Here is a 26,659-nt window from a genome sequence, read left to right as displayed (position 1 = left end):
GCAGCCGCCAGCCCGGCGCCCTTCAGCAACGCCAACGGCACCCCCTCCCGCAGCCTCAGCTCCAGCAGAACCCGCTCCACCCGCCGGTCCTCCTCGGACAGCACCTCACGCCCCGCCCCCGGCGACCGCCCCGCTGCCAGCGCCCCGGCGTACGCCCCGGGATGCTTCACGTTCCACCACCGCACGCCCCCCACATGGCTGTGGGCCCCGGGCCCGGCACCCCACCAGTCGGCGCCCCGCCAGTACAGCTCGTTGTGGAGGCATCGGGCCGCCTCCGAAGTCGCCCAGTTGGACACCTCGTACCAGTCATAACCCGCCGCACCCAGCACCTCGTCGGCGATCAGATACCGATCCGCGTGGACGTCGTCGTCGGTCATCGGCACCTCGCCCCGGCGGATACGCCGAGCAAGCTGCGTCCCCTCCTCCACGATCAGGGCGTACGCACTCACGTGATCCGGCCCGGCCCCCAGCACCGCGTCCAGCGAGGCCCGCCAGTCGTCGTCCGACTCCCCGGGCGTGCCGTAGATCAGATCAAGGTTCACATGGTCGAACCCGACCGCCCGCGCCTCGGCCACACAGGCCTCAGGACGCCCCGGCGTGTGCGTACGGTCCAGCACCTTCAGTACATGCTGTTTCGCGCTCTGCATCCCGAACGAGATCCGGTTGAAACCACCCTCACGCAGGGTGGCCAGATATCGCTCGTCCACCGACTCCGGATTCGCCTCCGTCGTCACCTCGGCGGCCGCCGCGAGGCCGAACTCGTCACGGATCGCTCCCAGCATCCGTACGAGGTCGTCGGCGGCCAGCAGGGTGGGCGTGCCGCCTCCGACGAACACCGTGCGGACCTCGCGCGGGTCGTCGCCGAGGACCTTCCGCGCGAGCCGCACCTCGTCGATCAGGGTGTCCGCGTAGTTGTCGCGGGAGGCGAGGACACCGCCGGTGCCGCGCAGCTCGGTCGCCGTGTAGGTGTTGAAGTCGCAGTAGCCGCAGCGGGTCGCGCAGTACGGAACGTGGAGGTAGAACCCGAGAGGACGGTCCGCCGCCCCGGCGAGCGCGGGGGCGGGAAGGGCGCCGTCGTCGGGGACGGGTTCGCCGTCGGGAAGTGCGGAGGGCATGCCATCCATTGTCCAGCACCACCGGCACGCCCCGCCCCACCCGACGACCCGGACATGACCCGGACCTGACCCGGGCATGACCCCGACGTCACTCGAGCGTCAGCCGGTCTGCAGCACCAGCAGCGCCAGATCGTCCTCCGGCGGCTTCTCCCCGAACTCGTGCACGAGTCGGCGGATGCGTTCCGCGATCAGCTGGGCGTCCAGCCCGGCGCAGCCCGCGAGGGCGTTCGCCAAGCCGTCGCCGTCATCGAACTGGCGGGGCCCGCAGCGCCGCTCGGTGACCCCGTCGGTGACGCACAGCAGGCTGTCGCCCGGCCACAGCTCGAAGCTTCCGCTGGTGTACGTCTCGTCCTCGACGACCCCGAGCAGGGTCTGCGGTTCGGCGGCCGTGAGGACCTCGCCGTCCGCCCGGAGAACCAGCGGCAGCGGATGCCCGGCCGAGGCGAGCGTGCAGCGCACGCCTCCGTCGAAGGGTACGAGTTCGCCGTAGAGGAGGGAGAGGAAGCGGGTCTGCGGCCCCTCGGCCTGGCGTACCGCGCCGCCCAGGCCACCGGGGTCGGCCGAACCCCCCGCACCCCCCGGTGGCGCCGTCCGCCCGTCCGCCGCGACCAGCGCGCGGGCCGCCGCGTCCGCCGTCTCCGTGGCATCGTCGAGGAGCAGCTGGTTGAGGCGGTCGAGGACGTCGGCGACGCGGTAGCCCTCGCGGGCTAGCAGCCGTAGCCAGGGCCGGGCGAGGCCGATCACGACGGCGGCCTCGGGCCCCTTGCCCTGGACGTCGCCGACGGCGAAGCACCAGCGGCCGGCGCCGGCCGGGAAGAGGTCGTAGAAGTCGCCGCTGGGCCCGCCCTTGTCACAGGGCTCGTAGACGAGGGCGCTGCTGACACCGGGGATCTCGGCGACGGCGCCGGGCAGGAGGCCGCGCTGGAGGATGCGGCTGATGGTGGCCTGGCGGGCGTACTGGCGGGCGGCGCCGACGGCGAGCGCGACGCGGCGGCTGAGATCCTCGACCAGGCCGGTGACCTCGTCGGGGAAACAGCTCACTCCGGCCCGCCCGATGACCAGCGTGCCGAGTGGCCGGCCGCCGGCGACCAGCCGGTAGGCGAGCGCGGCGCCCGTGGCACCGGTGTCCCCGCGCCCTGGCCCGTCGGGTCCGTCGAGTCCGTCGCCGGGCCAGGGCACCGGGACCGGCCCGGTCCGGAAGGTGTCGGGCGGGCGCGGCGGGTCCTTCTCGAGGGCGCGGCGCAGCTCCTCGATCCGGTCCTCGCTGCTGTGCCAGACCCGGGCGAGCCGTGGCCCGGGCCCGGTGTACCCGCCGCCCCCGCTCCGCCCGCCACTCCCGACTCCTCCGCCACCGTCGCTCCAGCTCCCGCGTCCCATGGACTCGTCCTCCAGCCACACCGCGCACCAGTCGGCGAGGCGCGGTACGAGGAGCTGTCCGGTGAGCGCGGCGACGTGGTCCTCGTCGAGCTGTCCGGCGAGCAGGTCCGAGGCCTCGGCGAGGAAGGAGAGGGCGCCGTGATGGAGCCACTCCTCGTCGTGCGGGGCGCGCTGCGGCTCGGGGGCGAGAACCTCGCCGACCGGTAACCCGCGCCCGGGGGCCTGTGCGCCGGCGTACGCCTCGATGTCGTCGTCGGCTGTCGCTCCTTCGGCGGGGAGCCGCGCCCAGACGGTCTTGACGCCGGTGCGGTAGGTGACGCCCCAGGCCTCGGAGAGGACGGCGACGAGATGGAGGCCGCGCCCGTACTCCGGTATGTCGTAGGGGGGTTCGGCACCGCTGTCGCGGGGCGAGCGGGAGGGATGGTGATCGGACACCTCGACAAGGAGCACGACGTCCCCTTCCCCTGCCCCGACCTCCGCCCCCTCCTGCTTCAGCCCCGCGTCCGGTTCTCCCGACGTCTCCAGGCGGCACGCCAGCTCCACGTCCGTCCCCGCGTGGACGACGGCGTTGGTGACGAGTTCGCTGACGACCACCATGGCGTCGTCGATGAGCCGCTGCGGCAGTGACTCGGCTCCGGGCAGGCCGAGTCGGGCCCATTCGGCGAGGGCGGCCCGTACGAGGCCACGGGCGGCGCCGGGCGCGAGGGGGCCGCCGCCGAGCGTGGCGTGCGCGACCGCACGCCGGTCCACACCCCGGCGCGTAGGCATGCCGGGCTCGTGGGACGGCGCACGGGACACGGTCTCCCGTTGCGTCGGAATGACCGCCATGGGCTGCTCCCCGAGCAGTTCGTACGAATGCACCTCAGTGGACGCGGACAGAGTGACAGACTGACCACGCCCATAAGCGCCGAGTTACCGAAGTGGGCCGCCATGAGTGAGAACAGTGCTACGCAAGTGCCCGAAGACGGACAGATTCGGGCATCCGATCTGCGTCCGCTGCTCGCCGCGATGACGGCGGCCCGGGACGGCGACTTCGCGAAGGTGCCGGAGACCGGCCACGGTCTGGTCGCCGAACTGAGCTCCGCGTTCAACCAGATCATGGACCGCAATCTGCACTTCAACTCCGAGGTGCAGCGCGTACGTCGGGACCTGATCCGGCACGGCCGGCTCGACGAACGTCTGTCCGCGAGCCCCGGCCAGGGCCACTGGACCTCGCGCGTCAACGACGTGAACGGTCTCCTCGACGCCCTGGTGGCACCGGCGGCGAACGCGGCACGCGTGCTGGACGCGGTGGCCGGCGGCGATCTGACCCAGCGGGTCGATCTGCACGACGGGAACCGGGAGTTGCGCGGTGATCTGCGCCGGCTCGGCCGGACCGTGAACAAGATGGTCGACCAGTTGTCGTTGTTCACCGGCGAGGTGACCCGGGTCGCGCGCGAGGTCGGTACGGAGGGGCGGCTCGGCGGACGCGCCAAGGTGCAGGGCCTGTCGGGCAGTTGGCGGGATGTGACCGAGGCGGTCAACACGATGGCGTCCCGGCTGACCGCCCAGGTCCGTGACATCGCCCTGGTGACCACGTCGGTGGCCCGGGGTGATCTGACCCGTACGGTCACGGTCGAGGCGACCGGTGAGCTCCTCGAACTGAAGCTGACGGTCAACACGATGGTCGACCAGCTCTCCGCCTTCGCCGACGAGGTGACCCGGGTGGCGCGCGAGGTTGGTACGGAGGGCCAGTTGGGCGGCCGGGCTCAGGTGAGAGGCGTGTCGGGTGTCTGGAAGGACCTGACCGACAACGTCAATTTCATGGCGTCGAACCTGACTTCGCAGGTCCGCAACATCGCCCAGGTGACAACAGCCGTGGCGAACGGCGACCTGAGCCAGAAGATCACGGTGGACGCCCAGGGCGAGATCCTGGAGCTCAAGTCGACGATCAACACCATGGTCGACCAGCTCTCCGCCTTCGCCGACGAGGTCACCCGGGTCGCCCGCGAGGTCGGCACCGAGGGAAACCTCGGCGGCCGGGCGCAGGTGAGAGGTGTGTCAGGCGTCTGGAAGGACCTGACCGACAACGTCAACTTCATGGCGGACAACCTGACTTCACAGGTCCGCAACATCGCCCTGGTATCCACGGCCGTGGCTCAGGGCGACCTCGGCAAGAAGATCACGGTGGAGGCGAAGGGCGAGATCCTCGAACTCAAGTCGACGATCAACACGATGGTCGACCAGCTCTCCGCCTTCGCCGACGAAGTCACCCGCGTCGCCCGCGAGGTCGGCACCGAGGGAAACCTCGGCGGTCAGGCGCAGGTGAGAGGCGTGTCAGGCGTATGGAAGGACCTGACCGACAACGTCAACTTCATGGCCCTGAACCTGACTTCGCAGGTGCGGAACATCGCCCAGGTCACGACGGCGGTCGCGAACGGCAACCTGTCGAAGACGATCACGGTGGACGCCCGCGGGGAGATCCTCGAGCTGAAGGACACCGTCAACACGATGGTCGAGCAGCTGCGCGCCTTCGCCGACGAGGTGACGCGGGTGGCCCGCGAGGTCGGCACCGACGGCCGACTCGGCGGACGCGCCCAGGTGCTGGGCGTCTCAGGGGTCTGGCGAGACCTGACCGACAACGTCAACTACATGGCGGACAACCTGACTTCGCAGGTCCGCAACATCGCGCAGGTGGCCACGGCGGTGGCACAGGGCGACCTCTCGAAGAAGATCGACGTGGACGCGCGGGGCGAGATCCTTGAGCTGAAGACCACCATCAACACGATGGTGGACACGCTCTCCTCCTTCTCCTCCGAGGTGACGCGGGTGGCCCGCGAAGTGGGCATCGACGGCCAACTCGGCGGCCAGGCAAGGGTCGAGGGCGTGTACGGCACCTGGAAGCGCCTCACGACCAACGTGAACGAACTCGCCCTGAACCTGACCACCCAGGTCCGCGCGATCGCCGAGGTCGCCTCGGCGGTGGCCCAGGGAGACATGTCCCGTTCCATCTCGGTGGAGACGCGCGGCGAGGTCGCCGAGCTGAAGGACAACATCAACCTGATGGTCGCCAACCTCCGTGAGACGACCCGTGCGAAGGACTGGCTGGAGTCGAACCTGGCCCGCCTGGCCGCCCTGATGCAGGGCCACCGGGACCTGATGGAGGTCGCCGACCTGATCCTGCGCGAGCTGACCCCGCTGGTGAACGCGCAGTACGGGGCGTTCTTCCTGGCCGACCCGGACGAGGACAGCGCCACTCTGCGCGCGCCGGTGCCCGCGAAGGGCCTGGCGTTCATCGCGGGGTACGGGTCGGCCGAGGGGGCGACGGTCGACACGGGCGGGATGCCGGTGCACGGGCTGGTGCGGCAGGCGGCGCGCGAGAAGAAGCGGATCCTGGTGAAGGAGGCCCCACCGGACTACATCAAGATCAACAGCGGTCTGGGGGAAGCCGCCCCGGCCAGCGTCGTCATCATCCCGATCCTCTTCGAGGACAAGCTGCTCGGTGTGATCGAACTCGCCTCGTTCTCCCGCTTCTCCGACGTCCACCTGGCGTTCTTCGACCAGTTCGTGAACACGATCGGCGTCGCGATCAACACGATCATCGCCAACTCCCGTACGGAGTCCCTGCTCGGCCAGTCACAGCGCCTCGCCACGCAGCTCCAGGAACGCTCGGACGAACTCCAGAAGCAGCAGGCGGAGTTGCAGCGCTCGAACGCCGAACTGGAGGACAAAGCCGCCCTGCTGGCGACCAGCTCCCAGTACAAGTCGGAGTTCCTGGCGAACATGTCCCACGAGCTGCGCACCCCCCTGAACTCCCTCCTCATCCTGGCCCGCCTGCTCTCGGACAACCCGGACGGCCATCTCTCCGACCAGGAGGTCCAGTTCGCCACGACGATCCACCGCTCGGGCTCGGACCTCCTCCAGCTCATCAACGACATCCTCGACCTGTCGAAGATCGAGGCCGGCCGGATGGACGTACGCCCGAAGAGGCTGCCGCTGATCAAGCTCCTTGATTACGTCCACGCGACCTTCCGCCCGCTCACCATCGACCGGGGGCTCGCGTTCGAGGTGGCGGTCGGGGAGGCCGTACCGCGCGAGATGTACTCGGACGAGCAGCGTCTCCAGCAGATTCTGCGCAACCTCCTCTCCAACGCGATCAAGTTCACCGCGGCCGGCCGGGTCGAGCTGCGGGTCACCCGGATCACCGACCCCGATCACCTGTACACCGGCGAGAACAGCGACGACGTGATCGCCTTCGCCGTCTCCGACACGGGTATCGGTATCGCCGCCGAGAAACTCCCGGTGATCTTCGAGGCGTTCCAGCAGGCGGACGGCACGACGAACCGCAAGTACGGCGGCACAGGCCTCGGCCTGTCCATCAGCCGGGAGATCGCCGGCCTGCTGGGCGGCAGGATCATCGCGGAGAGCGTGCCCGGCAAGGGCTCGACCTTCACCCTGTACGTCCCCGTCGTCAGCCCCGGTCACCCGGCGACGGACCCGACGTCCGGCGCCGACTCCGAGGACCGCCAACTACCGCTGCCCGAACGACAGTCCACCGAGCCCTACGCGACCCATGACGTGGACGACTCCTGGCCCGCGCCCACGAAGCTGGAGGCCTGGAAGGCGGGCCGCGCGGGTCAAGTCCTGCCCGGACGCCGGGTGTTGATCGTCGACGACGACATCCGCAACGTCTTCGCGCTCACCCATGTTCTGGGGCGGGTGGGGATGCCGGTGCTGTACGCGGAGAACGGCCGGGAAGGCATCGAGACACTGGAACGCAACCCGGACGTCGAACTCGTACTGATGGACATCATGATGCCGGAGATGGACGGCTACGAGACGATCTCCGCCATCCGCCGCACCCCGCACTGGGCCGACCTGCCCATCGTCGCCCTCACCGCCAAGGCGATGCCCGGCGACCGGGAGAAGTCGATCGCCCGCGGCGCCAACGACTACGTACCCAAACCCGTCGACGTCGACCAACTACTGACCGTGGTCTGCGCCCTCCTGGACCCCGAACGCCCCAACAACGAAGCACTGGACGAGACGGCACACAGGACGAGTGCACCGGCGGTACCGGGCCCACGCGCCCCCGGCGAGCCCGCGATCCCGCCGCCGGCCGAGTGAGACACTGTCACCATGGCAGATCCGAGACCTCCGCCAACTACTGAACAAGGGCCGCGTGTCCCAACCAGGGGCGCGTGTCCCAACCCAGGGGCGCGGGGAACTGCGCGACAAGCCACAACGCACCCGCAGCCGTCACGACTCCCCGCACCCCACCCCCTACGCCTCCCTGGCCCCCGCATACATCTCATCGATCAGATGCTTGTACTCCCGCTCAACAACCGGCCGCTTCAACTTCAGACTCGGCGTGATCTCCCCGTGCTCAACGTCGAGGTCCCGTGGCAGCAACCGGAACTTCTTGATGGTCTGCCACCGCTGAAGCCCCCGGTTGAGCTCCTTGACGTACCCCTCGATGAGAGCGACGGTTCCCGGCGCGGCCACCACCTCCGCGTACGACTTCCCGTCGAGCCCGTTGTCCTTCGCCCAGCCCAGGATGGCCGGTTCGTCGAGCGCGATGAGCGCCGTGCAGAAGTTCCGGTCGGCGCCGTGGACCAGGATGTTGGAGACGTACGGGCAGACCGCCTTGAACTGCCCCTCGACCTCGGCCGGCGCGATGTACTTGCCGCCGGACGTCTTGATGAGGTCCTTCTTGCGGTCGGTGATCCGCAGATAGCCGTCCGGCGACAGCTCACCGATGTCACCGGTGTGGAACCAGCCGTCGGACTCCAGCACCTCGGCGGTCTTCTCGGGCAGACCGTGGTATCCCTCCATGATCCCGGGCCCGCGCAGCAGGATCTCGCCGTCGTCCGCGATGCGCACCTCCGTGCCGGGCAGCGGCTTGCCGACCGTGCCGGTGCGGTAGGCCTCACCGGGGTTGACGAAGGAGGCGGCGGAGGACTCGGTGAGGCCGTAGCCCTCGAGGATGTGGATGCCGGCGCCGGAGAAGAAGAAGCCGATCTCGGGTGCGAGGGCGGCCGATCCGGAGACGCAGGCGCGCAGATTGCCGCCGAAGGCCTCGCGGATCTTGGCGAAGACGAGCGCGTCGGCGACCTTGTGCTTCGCGGCGAGGGCGAAGGGCGCGGAGGCGGTGCCGGTGCGCCGGAAGTTGTCCTGGGTGGCCTTGGCGTACTCACGGGCGACTTCGGAGGCCCACTGGAAGATCTTGTACTTGGCGCCGCCACCGGCCCGCGCCTTCGCCGCGACCCCGTTGTAGACCTTCTCGAAGATGCGCGGCACGGCGGCCATGTAGGTCGGCTGTACGACCGGAAGGTTCTCGATGATCTTGTCGACGCGGCCGTCGACGGCGGTGACGTGTCCGACCTCGATCTGGCCGGAGGTCAGCACCTTGCCGAACACGTGCGCGAGCGGCAGCCAGAGGTACTGGACGTCGTCCGCGCCGAGCAGCCCGGTCGCGGCGATCGCCTTCGCCATGTACGACCAGTTGTCGTGCGGGAGCCGGACCCCCTTGGGGCGGCCGGTGGTGCCGGAGGTGTAGATCAGGGTGGCGAGCTGGTCCTTCGTGATCGCCCCGACCCGCTCCTTGATCAGCTCCGGGTTCTTCTCCAGGTACGCGGCACCGCGCTGCTCCAGCTCGGCCAGGGTGAGCACCCCGTCGCCGGTCTCGACGCCGACCGGGTCGATGACCACGACATGGGTGAGTTCGGGGAGGTCGGCGCGCTTCTCCCGCGCCTTGGCGAGCTGGGCCGCGTCCTCGGCGATCAGCACCTTGCTGGCCGAGTCGGCGAGGATGAAGGCCGACTCGTCGGCGTTGGTCTGCGGATACACCGTGGTCGTGGCGGCACCGGCGCACATGATTCCCAGGTCGCCGAGGATCCACTCGACGCGGGTGGCGGAGGCGAGCGCGACGCGCTGTTCCGGCTGTACGCCCAGTTCGATGAGGCCGGCGGCGATGGCGTAGACCCGCTCGGCGGCCTGCGCCCAGGTCAGCGACTTCCAGTCGTCCGGGCCCTCACCGGTGGCCGGGGGCACCGGGTAGCGGTAGGCCTCGGCGTCCGGCGTGGCGGCCACGCGATCCAGGAAAAGACCGGCGACGGACGGCGGACGGTTCTCGATCAAGGTCTGTGTGTCGCTCACGACATCCTCCGGGGCCCGCGGCAATGCGGCGGCTGGCTCATTTGCGGCTGTTGTTTAACTCGCGGGTAACTACCGAGCAGAGATCAGAGTAAGGCGCGACCGCCCGGCGCGTAAGGGGCGACGGCCTGTCACTTCGCACGGAGAGCGGCTGTTCGCTTCCCGCAGGCACGACAGTACGTACACGAAGGGGGCCCACCGCATTCCCACGCGACGAGCCCCCCTTTCTCCCGATTCCCACGGGATGGTGTCGGCCTACTTCTTGCCCTTGCCCGACCCCGCGTTCTCGTCGCTCGACAGGACGGCGATGAAGGCTTCCTGCGGAACCTCCACAGAGCCGACCATCTTCATCCGCTTCTTGCCTTCCTTCTGCTTCTCCAGCAGCTTCCGCTTACGCGAGATGTCACCGCCGTAGCACTTGGCGAGAACGTCCTTGCGGATCGCGCGGATGGTCTCGCGGGCGATGACCCGCGACCCGATGGCCGCCTGGATGGGGATCTCGAAGGCCTGGCGCGGGATCAGCTCACGCAGCTTGGCGACGAGCCGTACGCCGTACGCGTAGGCCGCGTCCTTGTGGGTGACGGCGGAGAACGCGTCGACACGGTCGCCGTGCAGCAGGATGTCGACCTTCACCAGCTGGGCGTCCTGCTCTCCGGTGGGCTCGTAGTCCAGGGAGGCGTAGCCACGGGTCTTGGACTTCAGGTTGTCGAAGAAGTCGAAGACGATCTCCGCGAGGGGGAGCGTGTAACGGATCTCGACCCGGTCCTCGGAGAGGTAGTCCATGCCGAGAAGGGTGCCGCGGCGGGTCTGGCAGAGCTCCATGATCGAGCCGATGAACTCGCTGGGAGCGAGGATCGTGGCCCGGACGACCGGCTCGAAGACCTTGTCGATCTTGCCCTCGGGGAACTCGCTCGGGTTGGTGACCGTGTGCTCCTTCCCGTCCTCCATGATCACGCGGTAGACCACGTTGGGAGCGGTGGCGATGAGTTCGAGGTTGAACTCGCGCTCCAGGCGCTCACGGATGACGTCGAGGTGCAGCAGGCCGAGGAAGCCGACGCGGAAGCCGAAACCGAGGGCCGCGGAGGTCTCCGGCTCGTAGACCAGGGCGGCGTCGTTGAGCTGGAGCTTGTCCAGCGCCTCGCGCAGGTCGGGGTAGTCCGAGCCGTCCAGCGGGTAGAGGCCCGAGAAGACCATCGGCTTGGGGTCCTTGTACCCGCCGAGGGCCTCGGTGGCGCCCTTCTCCTTGCTGGTGATGGTGTCACCGACCTTGGACTGACGGACGTCCTTCACGCCGGTGATGATGTAGCCCACCTCGCCGACGCCGATACCGTCGGCCGAGGTCATCTCGGGGGACGAGACACCGATCTCGAGGAGCTCATGGGTGGCGCCGGTCGACATCATCTTGATGCGCTCGCGCTTGTTGAGCTGGCCGTCGATGACACGGACGTACGTGACCACGCCCCGGTAGGAGTCGTAGACCGAGTCGAAGATCATCGCGCGGGCGGGGGCGTCCTTGACGCCGACCGGGGCCGGGACGTCGCGGACGACCCGGTTCAGGAGCGCGTCCACGCCGACGCCGGTCTTCGCCGAGACCTTGAGCACGTCCTCGGGCTGGCAGCCGATGAGGTTGGCGAGCTCCTCGGAGAACTTCTCCGGCTGGGCGGCCGGCAGGTCGATCTTGTTCAGCACCGGGACGATGGTGAGCTCGTTCTCCATCGCCAGGTACAGGTTGGCGAGGGTCTGGGCCTCGATGCCCTGAGCGGCGTCGACGAGGAGGACGGTCCCCTCACAGGCCGCGAGCGACCGCGAGACCTCGTACGTGAAGTCGACGTGTCCCGGGGTGTCGATCATGTTCAGGATGTGAGTCCCGCCCTGACCGCCCCCGTCACCGTCGGTCGGGGCCCATGGCAGACGCACCGCCTGGGACTTGATCGTGATGCCGCGCTCGCGCTCGATGTCCATGCGGTCGAGGTACTGGGCGCGCATCTGCCGCTGGTCGACCACTCCGGTCAGCTGGAGCATCCGGTCGGCGAGCGTGGACTTGCCGTGGTCGATGTGCGCGATGATGCAGAAATTGCGGATCAGCGCCGGGTCGGTACGGCTCGGCTCGGGCACATGGCTAGGGATCGCGGGCACGCAGGGTCCTGATTCTTGAGGCGTCCGCAGTGTCTGCGGTCTCGGGTCGGATCTATACGTAGGCTCCATGGTCCCACGGGCGGGGAGCGGGGACCGGTTTGGGCGGTTTCACGGAGCGCGGGCGGCCGGATTGGGCTGCCGGAAGAGCGGCTGGTAACCTGAGTGGCTGTGTCTCATGCCCTCTCAGCAGGAGACACGGTGCAGTAAACCCAAGAAGCAATCAAACGGCGCATGAGGCGTGCCCTCCTGCACCTGAAGCTGAAAAGGCTCATTCGTGGCGAACATCAAGTCCCAGATCAAGCGGATCAAGACCAACGAGAAGGCGCGGCTGCGCAACAAGGCCGTCAAGTCCTCCCTGAAGACCGCGATCCGCAAGGCCCGCGAGGCCGCTGCCGCGGGTGACGTCGCGAAGGCGACCGAGGCTCAGCGCGCTGCGGCGCGTCAGCTCGACAAGGCCGTCTCGAAGGGCGTCATCCACAAGAACCAGGCCGCCAACAAGAAGTCGGCGCTTGCTTCCAAGGTCGCCACCCTCCAGGGCTGATCATCTCTTTCTTGATCTGATCCAACCGCCGGAGGACCAGAGCGGGCCCTCTCTCCCGCTCCCACCCGGCACCCCGGCTCCACGCACGATCTGCGTTCGCCACGCGGGCGTGAAGCCACCAAACGCTTGACCCGAAGGCCCCGGTCGCCGCCCTACCCCAGGACGGCGACGGGGGCCTTCGGCATGAAGGCCGACCGTACCTTCCAGCGCGGGCCCGCATTCCCAGCCCGTCCGGCACTTGAGGACGACCGCACGCTCAGCGCGTAGGGGGTCTGGGAGCGCAGGCCCGCATTCCCAGCCCGTCCGGCGCTTGAGGACGAGCGCGTTCAGCGCGAAGGGGGTCTGGGGGCACAGCCCCCAGGAACAGGATGGGACGGGTAAGGGCGGCGGGGGCGAAACAAACCCACCCTCAGCTGCTCTCCGCCCCATTGACCGTCGCCGCGTCCAAGAACGCCGGCCGTTCACCCCCGCCATGCACCAGCAGACTCGCCCCGCTGATGAACGCGGCGGCGTCGGACGCGAGGAACACCGCGGCGGCACCGATGTCGGACGGATCGGCGAGCCGGCCCGCCGGAACCGTCCGGGCGACGGCGTCGAGACCGTCGGGGCCGCCGTAGTGCAGGTGCGACAGTTCGGTGCGGACCATGCCGACGACGAGGGTGTTGACCCGTACGTCGGGAGCCCATTCCACGGCCATCGACCGGGCGAGATGCTCCAGCCCCGCCTTGGCCGCACCGTACGCGGCGGTCCCGGGCGAGGGCCGGCTCCCGCTGACGCTGCCGATCATCACGACGGATCCCCGGGCCCGTTTCAGATGCCCGTACGCGGCGAGGGAGACCGTGAGAGGCGTGATCAGGTTCAGTTCCACCACCCGCACATGCCGCTCGACATCAGCACCCCCACCCACGGCACCCGCACCACCACTCCCACCCAACGCCCGATAAGGACTACCCCCCACATTGTTGACAAGCACATCGAGACGAGGCAGACCCTCCACGAACTCGTACACGGCAGCCCGGTCCCGCAGGTCAACCGCCCGGAACTCCACGCCGGGCAACGGGACATCGGGTGGACGGCGTGCGCAGACCACCACCTCCGCCCCCGCCTCGACGAGGGCCCGGGCGACCCCCGCGCCGACTCCACGGGTGCCACCGGTGACAAGGGCGACCCGACCGCCCAGACGACCGCTCACCGTGCCGTTCATCGTGTTGGTCATCGCGTGGGTCAAAGTCGTTCGATGATCGTCACGTTCGCCTGTCCCCCGCCCTCGCACATCGTCTGGAGCCCGAACCGCCCACCGGTGCGCTCCAGTTCGTGCAGGAGGGTCGTCATCAGCTTGACGCCGGTCGCACCCAGGGGATGGCCGAGGGCTATCGCACCGCCGTTGACGTTGACCCTGGCCGGATCGGCACCTGTCTCCTTCAGCCAGGCCAGGACGACCGGCGCGAACGCCTCGTTGATCTCGACGAGGTCGATGTCGCCGATGGACATGCCGGTCTTCTTGAGGGCATGGGCGGTGGCCGGGATAGGCGCCGTCAGCATCCGGATCGGATCCTCGCCCCGTACGGACAGATGGTGGACGCGCGCCCGTGGCCGCAGCCCGTGTTCGCGGACCGCGCGCTCGGAGGCGAGCAGCATCGCGGCGGCGCCGTCGGACACCTGGGAGGAGACGGCGGCGGTGATGGTGCCGCCGTCGATGACGGGTTTCAGGCCGGCCATCTTGGCCAGAGAGGTGTCCCGACGGGGGCCTTCGTCGACGCTCACCGTCTCGTAGGCCACGGTCTCGCGGGTGAAGCGGCCCTCCTCGATGGCCCGCACCGCACGCTCGTGCGAGAGCAGCGCGAACTCCTCCTGGTCCTGCCTGCTGATGCCCCACTTGGCGGCGATCATCTCGGCGCCGGCGAACTGGTTGACCGGCCGCTCCCCGTACCGCGCCCGCCAGCCCGCGCTGCCCGCGTACGGGCCCTCCGTGAGCCCCAGGGGCAGGGTCGCCTGGCGGGAGGCGAAGGCGATAGGGATCATCGACATGTTCTGGACGCCGCCCGCGACGACGAGGTCCTGGGTGCCGGACAGCACTGCCTGCGCGGCGAAGTGCACGGCCTGCTGCGAGGACCCGCACTGCCGGTCGACGGTCACTCCCGGCACCTCCTCGGGCAGCCCGGCGGCGAGCCAGCTGGTGCGCGCGATGTCACCGGCCTGCGGTCCCACCGTGTCCAGGCACCCGAAGACGACGTCCTCCACGGCGGCCGGGTCGACCCCGGACCGCGCCATGAGCGCCGTCAGCACGTGGGCGCCGAGGTCCGCCGGATGGACACCGCTCAGACCACCTCCGCGCCGCCCGACGGGCGTACGAACCGCTTCGACGATATAGGCCTCGGCCATGGCAACTCCCTCGCATGAAAGGGCTGTTCACATATGGCTACGCACGTACGGCGATCCCGTCCAGCACCATCGACAGGTACTGCCGGGCGATCTCCTCCGGGCTGTGCTGTCCGCCCGGCCGGTACCAGGACGCGGCGACCCACACGGTGTCGCGCACGAAGCGGTAGGTGAGGCGGATGTCGAGGTCGGCGCGGAAGACCTCGGCGTCGACTCCGCGTTCCAGCGTGGACAACCACGCCTTCTCGAATCTGCGCTGCGACTCGGCGAGGAACGCGAACCGCTCCTGCGTGACGAGCTGCTGGGACTCCTTCTGGTAGATCGCGACGGCGGAGCGGTGCCGGTCGATCTCCCTGAACGACTCGGTGACCAGCGCTTCCAGCGTCTCGCGCGGCCCGGACCCGGCGTCCAGGACGGTGTCGTAGCCGTTCCACAGCTCGTCGAGGAACGTGCGCAGGATCTCCTCCAGCATCGATTCCTTGGAGTCGAAGTGGTAGTAGAGGCTGCCCGCGAGCATGCCGGCGTGGTCCGCGATCTTGCGTACGGTGGTCGCGTTGTAGCCCTGTTCGGCGAATACCTCGGCTGCGGTGTCGAGGAGTTCGCGGCGGCGGGCGGGCACGGCGGTCACCTGGGGCTTCTTCTTGGTAGGAGGCACGCGTCCATTGTGGTCCCAGACATGTGCCGTCCTAGGGGTGCTGGCTGCTGACGGAGACGACCTCTCCGGTGAGGTACGAGGAGTAGCCGGACGCCAGGAACACGATCACGTTGGCCACCTCCCAGGGTTCGGCGTACCGCCCGAAGGCCTCGCGGGCCGTCAGTTCGGCCAGGAGTTCGGGGGTGGTCACCTTCACGAGGTGGGGATGCATGGCGAGGCTCGGTGACACCGCGTTGACCCGGACCCCGTACTCGGCCGCCTCTATCGCCGCGCTCCGGGTCAGCGCCATGACGCCCGCCTTCGCGGCGGCGTAGTGCGCTTGACCGGCCTGGGCCCGCCAGCCCACGACGGACGCGTTGTTGACGATCACGCCTCCCGACCCCCCGGGCCCCCCTGACCCGCCCTCGCGAAAGGCCCGCAACGCGGCCCGTACGCACCGGAACGTGCCGCCCAGCGTCACGTCGAGCACCTTCGACCACTGTTCGTCGGTCATGTCGACGAGGGCTGCGGTGCCCCCGAGACCGGCGTTGTTGACGACGATGTCGAGGCGCCCGTGCACGCGTACGGCCGCGTCGAAGAGGGCCCGCACCTGGCGGTCGTCGGTGACGTCGCAGGGCAGCGAGTCGACGCCCTCGAACTCCTCGGCCAGTTCCCCCCCGTACTCCTTGAGCCGCCGCGCGTGCGCGTCGCTGATCAGCACGCGCGCGCCTTCCTCCAGGAACCGGCGGGCGGTCGCCCCGCCTATCCCCGCGCCCGCGGCTGCCGTGATGACAGCGGTGCGGCCCTTCAGCAGCCCATGTCCGGGTACATACGCCGGACTCTCGACGTCTCCCATGAAGCCACAGTAACCTACCAAACACTTGTTAGGGAAGAGCGCTGCCGGAGTCGGCTCCCTGCGTCAGCCGACGATTCCCTCCGCCCGAGCGGCGACCAGCCACTTCGGGAACTCGCCCACCAGACGGTCGTACAACTCGTCGTCGGACACGGCGCTCGGGTCCGAACCGGCGTGGAAGAAACCGGCGTTGTCGACGATCCGCCGCTGCGGCACCGCGAGCTCGTCGAGCTTGCGCAGGAAGTCGAACTGTTTGCTGCCCGCGTCCCCGAAGCCGATGAACTGCCAGAACAGCGGCAGCCGCGCCGACTTGCACACGTACCGTTCGGCGGCGAGTTTGTTGATCGGGCCGCCGTCGGTCTGGAAGACGACGAGCGCCGGGGCCGTCGACCCGCTGTCGAGATAGTGGTCGATGACGGCGTCCATGGCGAGGTGATAGCTGGTCTTGCCCATATGACCGAGCCCGGCCACGATCCGGTCGACGCTCCCCGCGTGGTCGTCGAGCGCGATACCGGTCACGGCGTCGACGTCGGTGGAGAAGAAGACGACGGGAACCGTCCCGTCGTCGTCGAAGTGGGCCGCCAGCCCCAGCACCCGGTCGGCGAGCGCCTGCACGCTGCCGTTGCCGTAGTACGGCTTCATGGAGCCGGAGTAGTCGACCACCAGGTAGACGGCGGCCCGCTGGCCGTCGAGCCCGTGCCGGTCCACGGCCGCCCCGGCGCTCTTGTAGAGGCTGACCAGCGCCGGAGCGCTCTCCTCCACCTTGGTGAGACTGATCGCGGCCACACGTGGCTCCTTACCGGAATGTGCCGAACTGACGCAAATGCTGAGAGTATGTCACCCGGACGAGCGACAGCCCGCCGTACCCTGTGCCCCATGAGACGAACCGGCGTTCTCCTCCTCGCCGTTGTACCGCTGCTGGCGACGACGGCGTGTCTGTCCGTCGCGTCGGACGACTCCCGTGGTCCCGACGTCAAGCGGGTGGAGGCCCGCTCGCGGGACGCGGAGGTCACGCTCGCCGACCCGGCGAAGAAGGAGCTCGCCCAGCAGATCGTCGCGAGCGCGGAGAACGGGACGCTCGACTGGCGCAGCGCGTACGGCTACGTCGAGGACATCGGCGACGGACAGGGCTACACGGCCGGCGTCATCGGCTTCTGCACGGGCACCCACGACCTGCTCGCCCTCGTCGAGAAGTACACGAAGGACCACCCGGACAACGCCCTCGCGCCCTACCTTCCCGCGCTGCGCGAGGTCGACGGCACGGACTCGCACAAGGGTCTCGATCCCGGGTTCCCGGGCGCCTGGAAGCAGGAATCGAAGGTCGCCGCCTTCCGGCAGGCACAGGACGAGAAGCGGGACCGCGGCTACTTCGAACCGGCGCTGCGACTCGCCGTCCGCGACGGGCTGGGACTGCTGGGCCAGTTCGTCTACTACGACGCGATGGTTTACCACGGCCCCGGCAACGACCGGTTCAGCACCGGCGGCATCCGCGCCGCCGCCCTGAAGAAGGCCCACAGCCCGGCGGAGGGCGGCGCCGAGAAGGCCTACCTGGACGCGTTCCTCGACGCCCGCCGCCAGGCGATGCTGGACAAGAGGCCGGGCGTGGACACCAGCCGGGTCGACACGGCCCAGCGGCGCTTCCTCGACGAGGGGAACCTCGACCTCCGTACACCGCTGGAGTGGAAGGTGTACGGGGACACCTACAAGGTGCCGTAGCGGTGTGCGTCCCGGCGCCGAACGTGCCGCGGCGCCCGCCAATGTCCGGTCGGGGACTGTGGCGAGCGCCGTGGTGTGTTCGTTCCGTACGCCGTTGTACGGGACGTCTTTGGGGGGACCGTCAGACCATCAGGGAACGGTCCGTCGGGCGGATCGGGGCCGGGAGCTCGCTCGCGCCCGTGAGGAAGCGGTCGACTCCGCGCGCCGCCGAGCGGCCCTCGGCGATGGCCCAGACGATGAGCGACTGACCGCGGCCGGCGTCACCGGCGACGTACACGCCGGGGACGTTGGTCCGGAAGTCGGCGTCGCGGGCGATGTTACCGCGCTCGTCGAGGTCCAGGCCGAACTGGTCGACCAGACCGTTGTCGCGGTCGGTGCCCGTGAAGCCCATGGCGAGGGTGACCAGCTGGGCGGGGATCTTCCGCTCCGTGCCCGGCTTGGGGGTCAGCTTGCCGTCGATGAACTCGACCTCGGTGAGGTGCAGCCACTGCACGTCGCCGTGCTCGTCGCCCTCGAAGTGGGTCGTCGAGACGGAGTAGACGCGCTCGCCGCCCTCCTCGTGCGCCGAGGTGACCTTGTAGAGCATGGGGAAGGTCGGCCAGGGCTGGCCGGGGCTGCGCTCCTCGCCCGGGCGGGGCATGATCTCCAGCTGGGTGACGGAGGCCGCGCCCTGACGGTGGGCGGTGCCCACGCAGTCCGCGCCCGTGTCGCCGCCGCCGATGACCACGACGTGCTTGCCCTCGGCGGTGACCGGCGGGGCCACGAAGTCGCCCTCCTGCACCTTGTTCGCCAGGGGCAGGTACTCCATCGCCTGGTAGACGCCCTTGAGTTCCCGCCCGGGGACGGGGAGGTCACGGGCGGTCGTCGCACCGGCGGCGATCACGACGGCGTCGTACCGCTTGCGCAGGTCCGTCGCCTTGAGGTCGCGGCCGATCTCGATACCGGTACGGAAGCGGGTGCCCTCCGCGCGCATCTGTTCGATACGGCGGTTGATGTGCCGCTTCTCCATCTTGAACTCGGGGATGCCGTAGCGCAGGAGGCCGCCGATGCGGTCCGCGCGCTCGTACACCGCGACCGTGTGACCGGCCCGCGTCAGCTGCTGGGCGGCGGCGAGACCCGCCGGGCCCGAGCCGATGACCGCGACCGTCTTGCCGGAGAGGCGCTCCGGGGCCTGGGGGGCGACGTCGCCCGTCTCCCAGGCCTTGTCGATGATCGAGACCTCGACGTTCTTGATGGTGACCGCGGGCTGGTTGATGCCCAGCACACACGCCGACTCGCAGGGCGCCGGGCACAGGCGGCCGGTGAACTCCGGGAAGTTGTTCGTGGCGTGCAGACGCTCGGACGCCGACGTCCAGTCCTCGCGGTAGGCGTAGTCGTTCCACTCGGGGATCAGGTTCCCCAGCGGACAGCCGTTGTGGCAGAACGGGATACCGCAGTCCATGCAGCGGCCGGCCTGCTTGCTGATGATCGGCAGCAGGGAGCCGGGAACGTATACCTCGTTCCAGTCCTTGAGACGGACGTCCACGGGGCGGGACTTGGCGACCTCACGTCCGTGGTTCAGAAAGCCCTTGGGATCAGCCATTGGTCGCCGCCTCCATCATCTTCTCGGTGATCTCGGACTCGGTGAGTCCGGCCCGCTCGGCGGCGTCCTTGGCGGCGAGCACTGCCTTGTACGTGCTGGGGATGATCTTGCTGAATCGCTCCACCGCGACATCCCACTCGGCCAGGAGCTTCTCGGCGACCGTCGAGCCGCTCTCCTCCTGGTGGCGGCGCACGACATCGTGCAGCCACAGCTTGTCGGCGTCGTCGAGGGCCTCGACCGCCTCCACGTTGCCGACGTTGACGTTGTCGCGGTTCAGGTCGATGACGTACGCGACGCCGCCCGACATGCCGGCCGCGAAGTTGCGTCCCGTCTCGCCGAGGACGACCGCGCGACCGCCGGTCATGTACTCGCAGCCGTGGTCGCCCACGCCCTCTGACACCACCGTGGCACCGGAGTTGCGGACACAGAACCGCTCGCCCGTACGACCGCGCAGGAACAGCTCGCCGCCGGTCGCGCCGTACGCGATGGTGTTGCCCGCGATCGTCGAGAACTCGGCGAGGTGGTCGGCGCCCCGGTCGGGACGGACGATCACCCGGCCGCCGGAGAGGCCCTTGCCGACGTAGTCGTTGGCGTCGCCCTCGAGGCGCAGCGTGACACCGCGCGGCAGGAAGGCGCCGAAGGACTGGCCGGCGCTGCCGGTGAAGGTGATGTCGATGGTGTCGTCGGGCAGACCGGCCCCGCCGAACTTCTTCGTCACCTCGTGGCCGAGCATCGTGCCGACCGTGCGGTTGATGTTGCGGATGGCGACCTGGGCGCGGACCGGCTGGGCGTCGGTCGCGCTGTTCGCGGCCAGGGCGTCGGCGGCGAGCTTGATCAGCTCGTTGTCGAGTGCCTTCTCCAGGCCGTGGTCCTGCTCGATGACCTGGTGGAGCGCCGCGCCCTCGGGCAGTTCGGGCACGTAGAAGAGCGGGGACAGGTCCAGGCCCTGCGCCTTCCAGTGGGTGATCGCGCGCTCCACGTCGAGGTTCTCGGCGTGGCCGACGGCCTCCTCGATGGTGCGGAAGCCCAGCTCGGCGAGGATCTCGCGGACCTCTTCGGCGATGAACTGGAAGAAGTTCACGACGTACTCGGCCTTGCCGGCGAACCGGTCGCGCAGCACCGGGTTCTGGGTGGCGATGCCGACCGGGCAGGTGTCGAGGTGGCAGACGCGCATCATGACGCAGCCGGAGACGACGAGCGGCGCGGTCGCGAAACCGAACTCCTCGGCGCCGAGCAGCGCGGCGATGACGACGTCCCGGCCGGTCTTGAGCTGGCCGTCGGTCTGGACGACGATCCGGTCGCGCAGGCCGTTGAGCAGCAGCGTCTGCTGGGTCTCGGCGAGGCCGAGCTCCCAGGGACCACCGGCGTGCTTGAGGGAGGTGAGCGGCGAGGCGCCCGTTCCGCCGTCGTGGCCGGAGATGAGGACGACGTCCGCGTGCGCCTTCGACACACCGGCGGCGACCGTGCCGACGCCGACCTCCGAGACCAGCTTCACGTGAATCCGCGCCTGCGGGTTCGCGTTCTTCAGGTCGTGGATCAGCTGGGCCAGGTCCTCGATGGAGTAGATGTCGTGGTGCGGCGGCGGCGAGATCAGACCGACACCGGGGGTGCTGTGCCGGGTCTTGGCGACCCACGGGTACACCTTGTGGCCGGGCAGCTGGCCGCCCTCGCCGGGCTTGGCGCCCTGGGCCATCTTGATCTGGATGTCGTCCGCGTTGACCAGGTACTCGGAGGTGACTCCGAAGCGGCCGGACGCGACCTGCTTGATCGAGGAGCGGCGCGCGGGGTCGTACAGGCGCTCGGGGTCCTCGCCGCCCTCACCGGTGTTGGACTTGGCGCCCAGCTGGTTCATGGCGATGGCGAGGGTCTCGTGCGCCTCCAGGGAGATGGAGCCGTACGACATGGCGCCGGTGGAGAACCGCTTGACGATCTCGCTGACGGGCTCGACCTCGTCGATGGAGATCGACTGGCGGTCGCTCTTGAAGCCGAACAGGCCGCGCAGTGTCATCAGCCGCTCGGACTGCTCGTTCACGCGGTCCGTGTACTTCTTGAAGATGTCGTAGCGGCGGGTGCGCGTGGAGTGCTGGAGGCGGAAGACCGTCTCCGGGTCGAACAGGTGCGGCTCGCCCTCGCGGCGCCACTGGTACTCGCCGCCTATGTCGAGCGCGCGGTGCGCCGGGGCGATGCCGGAGGCGGGGTACGCCTTGGCGTGCCGAGCGGCGACCTCCTTGGCGATGACGTCGATGCCGACGCCGCCGATCTTGGTGGCGGTGCCGTTGAAGTACTTCTCGACGAAGGCCGTGTCGAGACCGACGGCCTCGAAGACCTGGGCGCCCCGGTAGGAGGCGACGGTCGAGATGCCCATCTTCGACATGACCTTGAGGACGCCCTTGCCGAGCGCGTAGATCAGGTTGCGGATGGCCTGCTCGGGCGCGACGTCGATGGCACGCAGGAAGGTGCCGGCGCGGACCAGGTCCTCGACGGACTCCATCGCCAGGTACGGGTTCACCGCGGCGGCGCCGAACCCTATGAGCAGGGCGACGTGGTGGACCTCGCGGACGTCACCGGCCTCGACCAGCAGGCCCACCTGGGTGCGCTGCTTGGTGCGGATGAGGTGGTGGTGGACGGCGGAGGTGAGCAGCAGCGACGGGATCGGCGCGTGCTCGGCGTCCGAGTGCCGGTCCGACAGGACGATGAGACGGGCGCCGTTGTCGATGGCCGCGTCGGCCTCGGCGCAGATCTCCTCGATGCGGGCGGCGAGGGAGTCGCCGCCGCCGCTGACCCGGTAGAGGCCGGAGAGGGTGGCGGCCTTCATGCCGGGCATGTCGCCGTCGGCGTTGATGTGGATGAGCTTGGCCAGCTCGTCGTTGTCGATCACCGGGAAGGGCAGGGTGACGCTGCGACAGGAGGCGGCGCTCGGCTCCAGCAGGTTGCTGGCGGGGCCGAGGGAGGAGCGCAGGCTGGTGACCAGTTCCTCCCGGATGGCGTCCAGCGGCGGGTTGGTGACCTGCGCGAACAGCTGGGTGAAGTAGTCGAAGAGCAGGCGCGGACGCTCGCTCAGCGCGGCGATCGGCGAGTCGGTGCCCATGGAACCGAGGGGCTCGCCGCCGGTCTTGGCCATCGGCGCGATGATGACGCGCAGCTCTTCCTCGGTGTAGCCGAAGGTCTGCTGGCGGCGGGTGACCGAGGCGTGGGTGTGCACGATGTGCTCGCGCTCGGGGAGGTCGGAGAGCTCGATCTCGCCGGCCTCCAGCCACTCCGCGTAGGGCTGCTCGGCGGCGAGGCCGGCCTTGATCTCGTCGTCCTCGATGATGCGGTGCTCGGCGGTGTCGACGAGGAACATCTTGCCGGGCTGGAGGCGGCCCTTGCGGACGACCTTCGCGGGGTCGATGTCGAGGACGCCGACCTCGGAGCCGAGGACGACGAGGCCCTCGTCGGTGACCCAGTAGCGGCCGGGGCGCAGACCGTTGCGGTCGAGGACCGCGCCGACCTGGACGCCGTCGGTGAAGGTGACGCAGGCCGGGCCGTCCCAGGGCTCCATCATCGTGGAGTGGAACTGGTAGAAGGCGCGCTGGGCCGGGTCCATCGTGGCGTGGTTCTCCCACGCCTCCGGGATCATCATCAGCACGGAGTGCGGCAGCGAACGCCCACCGAGGTGGAGCAGTTCGAGCACCTCGTCGAAGGACGCGGAGTCGGAGGCGTCCGGCGTACAGATGGGGAAGACGCGCTCCAGCCCCTTGTCGCCGAACAGGTCGGAGACGAGCTGCGACTCACGCGCGGCCATCCAGTTCCGGTTGCCCTTGACCGTGTTGATCTCGCCGTTGTGCGCGACGAAGCGGTACGGGTGGGCGAGCGGCCACGACGGGAAGGTGTTCGTGGAGAAGCGCGAGTGGACGAGCGCCACGGCCGACGCGAAGCGGCGGTCGGACAGGTCCGGGAAGAAGGGCTCCAGCTGGCCGGTGGTCAGCATGCCCTTGTAGACGATGGTCCGCGCGGAGAGCGAGGGGAAATAGACGCCGACCTCGCGCTCGGCGCGCTTGCGCAGCACGAAGGCCTTGCGGTCGAGGTCGATGCCCTTGGCGGGCACCTCGGCGCTGTCCGCGACGAAGATCTGCCGGAAGGCGGGCATCGTCGAGCGGGCGGTGGCGCCGAGGAGTCCGGGGGCGACCGGCACCTCGCGCCAGCCGAGGACGGTCAGGCCCTCTTCGGCGGCGATCGTCTCGATACGTGAGACGGCCTCGGCGGCGGTCGGGTCCGCGTCCGTCGCAGTCTCCTCCGGGAGGAAGGCGATGCCGACCGCGTAGGAGCCGGCCTCGGGCAGCTGAAATCCGGCCACCTCTTGGAAGAACGCGTCCGGGACCTGCGAGAGGATCCCGGCGCCGTCACCGGAGTCGGGCTCGGAGCCGGTGGCGCCGCGGTGCTCGAGGTTACGGAGAACCGTGAGTGCCTGCTCGACCAGCGCGTGGCTCGCCTCGCCGGTGAGGGTGGCCACGAATCCGACGCCACAGGCGTCGTGCTCGTTGCGGGGGTCGTACATACCCTGCGCAGCAGGGCGAGCATCCATGAAGGACCACTTCTGGCCATTCTCAGAATGCTGGGACGGCTGGCGCGGCGTACGCATCGGCTCTCCCGTCGTCGTTGTCTGGCATATGCATTAAGCCGAGGGACGACGTTGGCCCTCTTGGAGTGCAAAATTTCACGCAGGTTACATGATGGGGCGATTCTCGGGAACCGGATATCGCATACCAACATGCGGACACCGTGCCGCGCGGGGTGGTGATCGCGCTGCGGTGGAAGTGTTGGGAGGGCGAAGCGGACAGATCGTTGCCCGTCGACCCATGGCGAAGAGAGCGTCGTCGCCCTCTTCGCGGATGCGCCGCAGGCTTCGTTGCCCACAGCGCTTACGGCTCATGCCCCGTGGTTAAGAGTTCGAAACCAGCGAGTAACGGCTACTTATGCGGCCCAACGCATAAGTGCACTGCCACCTATCCTACGGCCGCACCGAACAGGTTGCCCAGGGCGTACGTCACACCGGCTGCCGCACCGCCCAGCGCGAGCTGCCGCAGCCCACTGAACCACCAGCTCCGAGCGGTCACCCGGGCCACCACGGCACCGCACGCGAAGAGCCCGACGAGCGCGACCAGGACGGCGGGCCAGAGCGCGGCGGCCCCCAGAAGATACGGGAGCACGGGCAGTAGGGCGCCCAGCGCGAACGCCCCGAAGGACGACACCGCGGCGACGGCGGGCGAGGGCAGGTCACCGGGGTCGATGCCCAGTTCCTCGCGGGCGTGTATCTCCAGCGCCTGTTCGGGGTCGCGCGAGAGCTGCCGGGCCACTTCACGGGCGAGCTCCGGCTCGACGCCCCGGGACTCGTAGAGCGCGGCGAGCTCGCGCTCCTCGTCCTGCGGGTGCTTTCTCAACTCCCGCCGCTCGACGGCGAGTTCGGCCTCGACGAGCTCACGCTGCGAGGCGACGGAGGTGTACTCGCCGGCGGCCATCGAGAAGGCGCCGGCGGCAAGACCGGCGAGACCGGTGATGACGACGGTCTGCTGCGAGACGGCTCCGCCCGCGACGCCGGTCATCAGGGCCAGGTTGGAGACGAGCCCGTCCATCGCCCCGAAGACGGCCGGCCGCAGCCACCCACCGCTGACATCCCGGTGAGTGTGGTTGTCGCGGTGCGCCTCATGCAGCGCCGCCTGGGTCTCGATGATGGCCATACCGTCCCCCAACTGACTTCTGACGTCGCTTCTGACGTTGCTTCCGGAATGTTTCCAAGTTGGATCGATTCCAAGTTGGACTGATTCCACTTTTCGACAACCCTAAAAGTACGCCTCGGATTGCCCCTCCGCCAGCAAGGAAAGGCTGCCCTCACCTGCGCATTCACCCTGATCGCTCATCCGTAGGGGTGCTCGCACAAATGTCGACCGGGTGATGCTGGGGCGCCCGAGGCTCGGGTGAACCACTCCGGTGGGACAGTTCCGCAAAGGGTTCCGCTCCCCGGGAGGGAGCCCCCGGAACCCACCGTCAGGAGAGGCCGCGTATGGCATCGATCGCCTGCATTCCCTCGGTCCCGGCACCCCAGGACGCCGCCGCACTCCGCGACAGGGCATGCGGCGCCCTGCTCGGTCTGGCCGTGGGGGACGCGCTCGGCGCCCCCGCCGAGAACATGAAGCCCTCGGAGATCCGCGCCCGCTGGGGCCGCATCACCGGATACGTGGCCGAGAACCCGGCCGGCACGGACGACACGGAGTACGCGATCTTCTCCGGCCTCCTCCTCGCCCGGCACGGCTCCGCCCTCACTCCGGCCCATGTGGAGGCGGCCTGGCACCTCTGGATCGCCGACCTCGACGAGGGGCCCTTCCGAGGCGCCGGTTTCAGCGAACGGGGCACCCTGGAGAACCTGCGCAGGGGCCTGGCCGCCCCCATCTCGGCCCAGCACCGCCACGCGTGGAGCGACGGTCTGGCGATGCGCGCGGCACCGTTCGGCGTCTTCGCGGCGGGCCGCCCGGCCGAGGCCGCCCGGCTGGTGGCGATCGACGGCTCGGTGAGCCACGACGGCGAGGGCATCTACGGCGGCCAGGCGGTGGCGGCGGGCGTGGCGGCGGCGATGGCGGGCGCGCCGACCATCGCCGTGGTGGCCTCCGCCCTGGCGGTGATCCCCGACGACTCCTGGACGGCACGCTCCCTGCGCCGGGCGGTGGCCGTCGCCCACCGCGGCGAACGCGCGGTCCGCTCCGCGGTGGTGATCGGCGGCTACCCCTGGACCGACCTGGCCCCCGAGGCGGTCGCCCTCGCCTTCGGCGCGTACGCGGCGGCCGACGGCGACTTCACGGAATCGGTGCTGACAGCCGTCAACATGGGCCGCGACGCGGACACGACGGCGGCGGTGGCGGGCGCCCTGGCGGGCGCGACCCGCGGAGCCTCGGCGATCCCACCCGAGTGGGCCCAGGCAATCGGCCCGGCCCGCGGCACCTGCCTCCCCTCGATGGCAGGCCACCACATCCTCGACATCGCGGAACTGCTGACCGCGAGCGAGGGCGGCAAATGGGACACAAACCCCGTCACACGACCCCCCACACGGAATCCCGTACGCCCGGCTGAGCAGCACCACACCCCGGACCAAACGGCATACACCCTCGCCCCGGACACCGCCCCACAGCCCCACCCGGAGCCACAAGCATGACGCCACACC

16 protein-coding genes are annotated in these 26,659 nt (G+C 69.5%); 4 read left to right on the top strand and 12 right to left on the bottom strand.

What is annotated here, in order from left to right:
• Together hemW and ADL01_RS02485 are read right to left on the bottom strand one after the other, a co-directional pair.
• The coding region (hemW, locus tag ADL01_RS02490) for a radical SAM family heme chaperone HemW (RefSeq protein ID WP_053740191.1) at positions 1-1,115 on the bottom strand (1,115 nt) is incomplete at its 3' end.
• Between the two features lie 99 nt (positions 1,116-1,214).
• Positions 1,215-3,320 carry an ATP-binding SpoIIE family protein phosphatase gene (locus ADL01_RS02485; protein ID WP_199834735.1) on the bottom strand — a complete coding sequence of 702 codons (2,106 nt, stop codon included), beginning with the start codon at positions 3,318-3,320 and terminating at the stop codon, positions 1,215-1,217.
• 102 nt (positions 3,321-3,422) lie between these two features.
• Here ADL01_RS02485 and ADL01_RS02480 point away from each other — a divergent pair, with 102 nt between their 5' ends.
• Positions 3,423-7,598, top strand: coding sequence for a HAMP domain-containing protein (locus ADL01_RS02480; protein ID WP_053740189.1), 4,176 nt, complete (start codon positions 3,423-3,425; stop codon positions 7,596-7,598).
• A gap of 156 nt (positions 7,599-7,754) precedes the next feature.
• Here ADL01_RS02480 and ADL01_RS02475 read toward each other — a convergent pair whose 3' ends face one another.
• Complete coding sequence (locus tag ADL01_RS02475) at positions 7,755-9,629, bottom strand: AMP-dependent synthetase/ligase (RefSeq protein ID WP_053740188.1); 1,875 nt, start codon at positions 9,627-9,629, stop codon at positions 7,755-7,757.
• Between the two features lie 252 nt (positions 9,630-9,881).
• Positions 9,882-11,762 (bottom strand): translation elongation factor 4, encoded by a 1,881-nt coding sequence (gene lepA / locus ADL01_RS02470; protein WP_053740187.1) that lies wholly within the window; start codon positions 11,760-11,762, stop codon positions 9,882-9,884.
• Positions 11,763-12,036: 274 nt separating this feature from the next.
• Between lepA and rpsT the strand changes: the two genes are divergently transcribed.
• Positions 12,037-12,303: a 30S ribosomal protein S20 gene (gene rpsT / locus ADL01_RS02465; protein ID WP_053740186.1), complete on the top strand. Its 267-nt coding sequence runs from the start codon at positions 12,037-12,039 to the stop codon at positions 12,301-12,303.
• A gap of 409 nt (positions 12,304-12,712) precedes the next feature.
• On the opposite strand, the gene ADL01_RS02460 is transcribed toward rpsT, so the two are convergent.
• The 5 genes from ADL01_RS02460 to ADL01_RS02440 form a co-directional block, all read right to left on the bottom strand.
• Entirely contained in the window at positions 12,713-13,519 is an 807-nt protein-coding gene (locus ADL01_RS02460) for an SDR family oxidoreductase (protein ID WP_234354470.1), read from the bottom strand.
• 8 nt (positions 13,520-13,527) lie between these two features.
• On the bottom strand, positions 13,528-14,685 hold the full coding sequence (locus tag ADL01_RS02455) for an acetyl-CoA C-acetyltransferase (protein WP_053740185.1): 1,158 nt from the start codon (positions 14,683-14,685) through the stop codon (positions 13,528-13,530).
• 37 nt (positions 14,686-14,722) lie between these two features.
• The gene (locus tag ADL01_RS02450) at positions 14,723-15,337 is read right to left on the bottom strand and encodes a TetR/AcrR family transcriptional regulator (RefSeq protein WP_078960280.1); all 615 of its coding nucleotides are present in this window, start codon (positions 15,335-15,337) and stop codon (positions 14,723-14,725) included.
• Between the two features lie 31 nt (positions 15,338-15,368).
• Entirely contained in the window at positions 15,369-16,172 is an 804-nt protein-coding gene (locus tag ADL01_RS02445) for an SDR family oxidoreductase (protein WP_053740183.1), read from the bottom strand.
• Between the two features lie 63 nt (positions 16,173-16,235).
• Positions 16,236-16,955, bottom strand: a complete 720-nt coding sequence (locus ADL01_RS02440; protein WP_053740182.1) for a VWA domain-containing protein — start codon at positions 16,953-16,955, stop codon at positions 16,236-16,238.
• A gap of 90 nt (positions 16,956-17,045) precedes the next feature.
• Between ADL01_RS02440 and ADL01_RS02435 the strand changes: the two genes are divergently transcribed.
• On the top strand, positions 17,046-17,885 hold the full coding sequence (locus ADL01_RS02435) for a chitosanase (RefSeq protein ID WP_053740181.1): 840 nt from the start codon (positions 17,046-17,048) through the stop codon (positions 17,883-17,885).
• 121 nt (positions 17,886-18,006) lie between these two features.
• Here ADL01_RS02435 and ADL01_RS02430 read toward each other — a convergent pair whose 3' ends face one another.
• From ADL01_RS02430 to ADL01_RS02420, 3 genes are all read right to left on the bottom strand, one after another.
• A complete protein-coding gene (locus ADL01_RS02430; RefSeq protein WP_053740180.1) occupies positions 18,007-19,467 on the bottom strand; it encodes a glutamate synthase subunit beta in 1,461 nt (486 codons plus the stop codon).
• The gene (gene gltB, locus ADL01_RS02425) at positions 19,460-24,088 is read right to left on the bottom strand and encodes a glutamate synthase large subunit (protein ID WP_053740179.1); all 4,629 of its coding nucleotides are present in this window, start codon (positions 24,086-24,088) and stop codon (positions 19,460-19,462) included. The genes ADL01_RS02430 and gltB overlap by 8 nt, the downstream gene beginning before the upstream one ends.
• Before the next feature lie 364 nt (positions 24,089-24,452).
• The gene (locus tag ADL01_RS02420; RefSeq protein ID WP_053740178.1) at positions 24,453-25,184 is read right to left on the bottom strand and encodes a VIT1/CCC1 transporter family protein; all 732 of its coding nucleotides are present in this window, start codon (positions 25,182-25,184) and stop codon (positions 24,453-24,455) included.
• A gap of 323 nt (positions 25,185-25,507) precedes the next feature.
• On the opposite strand from ADL01_RS02420, the gene ADL01_RS02415 reads away from it, so the two are divergent.
• A complete protein-coding gene (locus ADL01_RS02415) occupies positions 25,508-26,650 on the top strand; it encodes an ADP-ribosylglycohydrolase family protein (protein ID WP_053740177.1) in 1,143 nt (380 codons plus the stop codon).
• Positions 26,651-26,659: the final 9 nt, after the last annotated feature.

The sequence above is a fragment of the Streptomyces sp. NRRL WC-3618 genome (genome assembly GCF_001280005.1).
Lineage (GTDB): Bacteria > Actinomycetota > Actinomycetes > Streptomycetales > Streptomycetaceae > Streptomyces.
Note: the sequence above shows the minus strand (reverse complement) of the source record. Positions and strands in the feature narration are given on the sequence as shown.

Bases quoted from the DNA above. Each gene is read 5' to 3' on its own strand.
- ADL01_RS02485 (WP_199834735.1), bottom strand. From the start codon at position 3,320: ATGGCGGTCATTCCGACGCAACGGGAGACCGTGTCCCGTGCGCCGTCC.
- ADL01_RS02480 (WP_053740189.1), top strand. From the start codon at position 3,423: ATGAGTGAGAACAGTGCTACGCAAGTGCCCGAAGACGGACAGATTCGG.
- ADL01_RS02460 (WP_234354470.1), bottom strand. From the start codon at position 13,519: ATGACCAACACGATGAACGGCACGGTGAGCGGTCGTCTGGGCGGTCGG.
- ADL01_RS02455 (WP_053740185.1), bottom strand. From the start codon at position 14,685: ATGGCCGAGGCCTATATCGTCGAAGCGGTTCGTACGCCCGTCGGGCGG.
- ADL01_RS02445 (WP_053740183.1), bottom strand. From the start codon at position 16,172: ATGGGAGACGTCGAGAGTCCGGCGTATGTACCCGGACATGGGCTGCTG.
- ADL01_RS02435 (WP_053740181.1), top strand. From the start codon at position 17,046: ATGAGACGAACCGGCGTTCTCCTCCTCGCCGTTGTACCGCTGCTGGCG.
- ADL01_RS02430 (WP_053740180.1), bottom strand. From the start codon at position 19,467: ATGGCTGATCCCAAGGGCTTTCTGAACCACGGACGTGAGGTCGCCAAG.
- gltB (WP_053740179.1), bottom strand. From the start codon at position 24,088: ATGCGTACGCCGCGCCAGCCGTCCCAGCATTCTGAGAATGGCCAGAAG.
- ADL01_RS02420 (WP_053740178.1), bottom strand. From the start codon at position 25,184: ATGGCCATCATCGAGACCCAGGCGGCGCTGCATGAGGCGCACCGCGAC.
- ADL01_RS02415 (WP_053740177.1), top strand. From the start codon at position 25,508: ATGGCATCGATCGCCTGCATTCCCTCGGTCCCGGCACCCCAGGACGCC.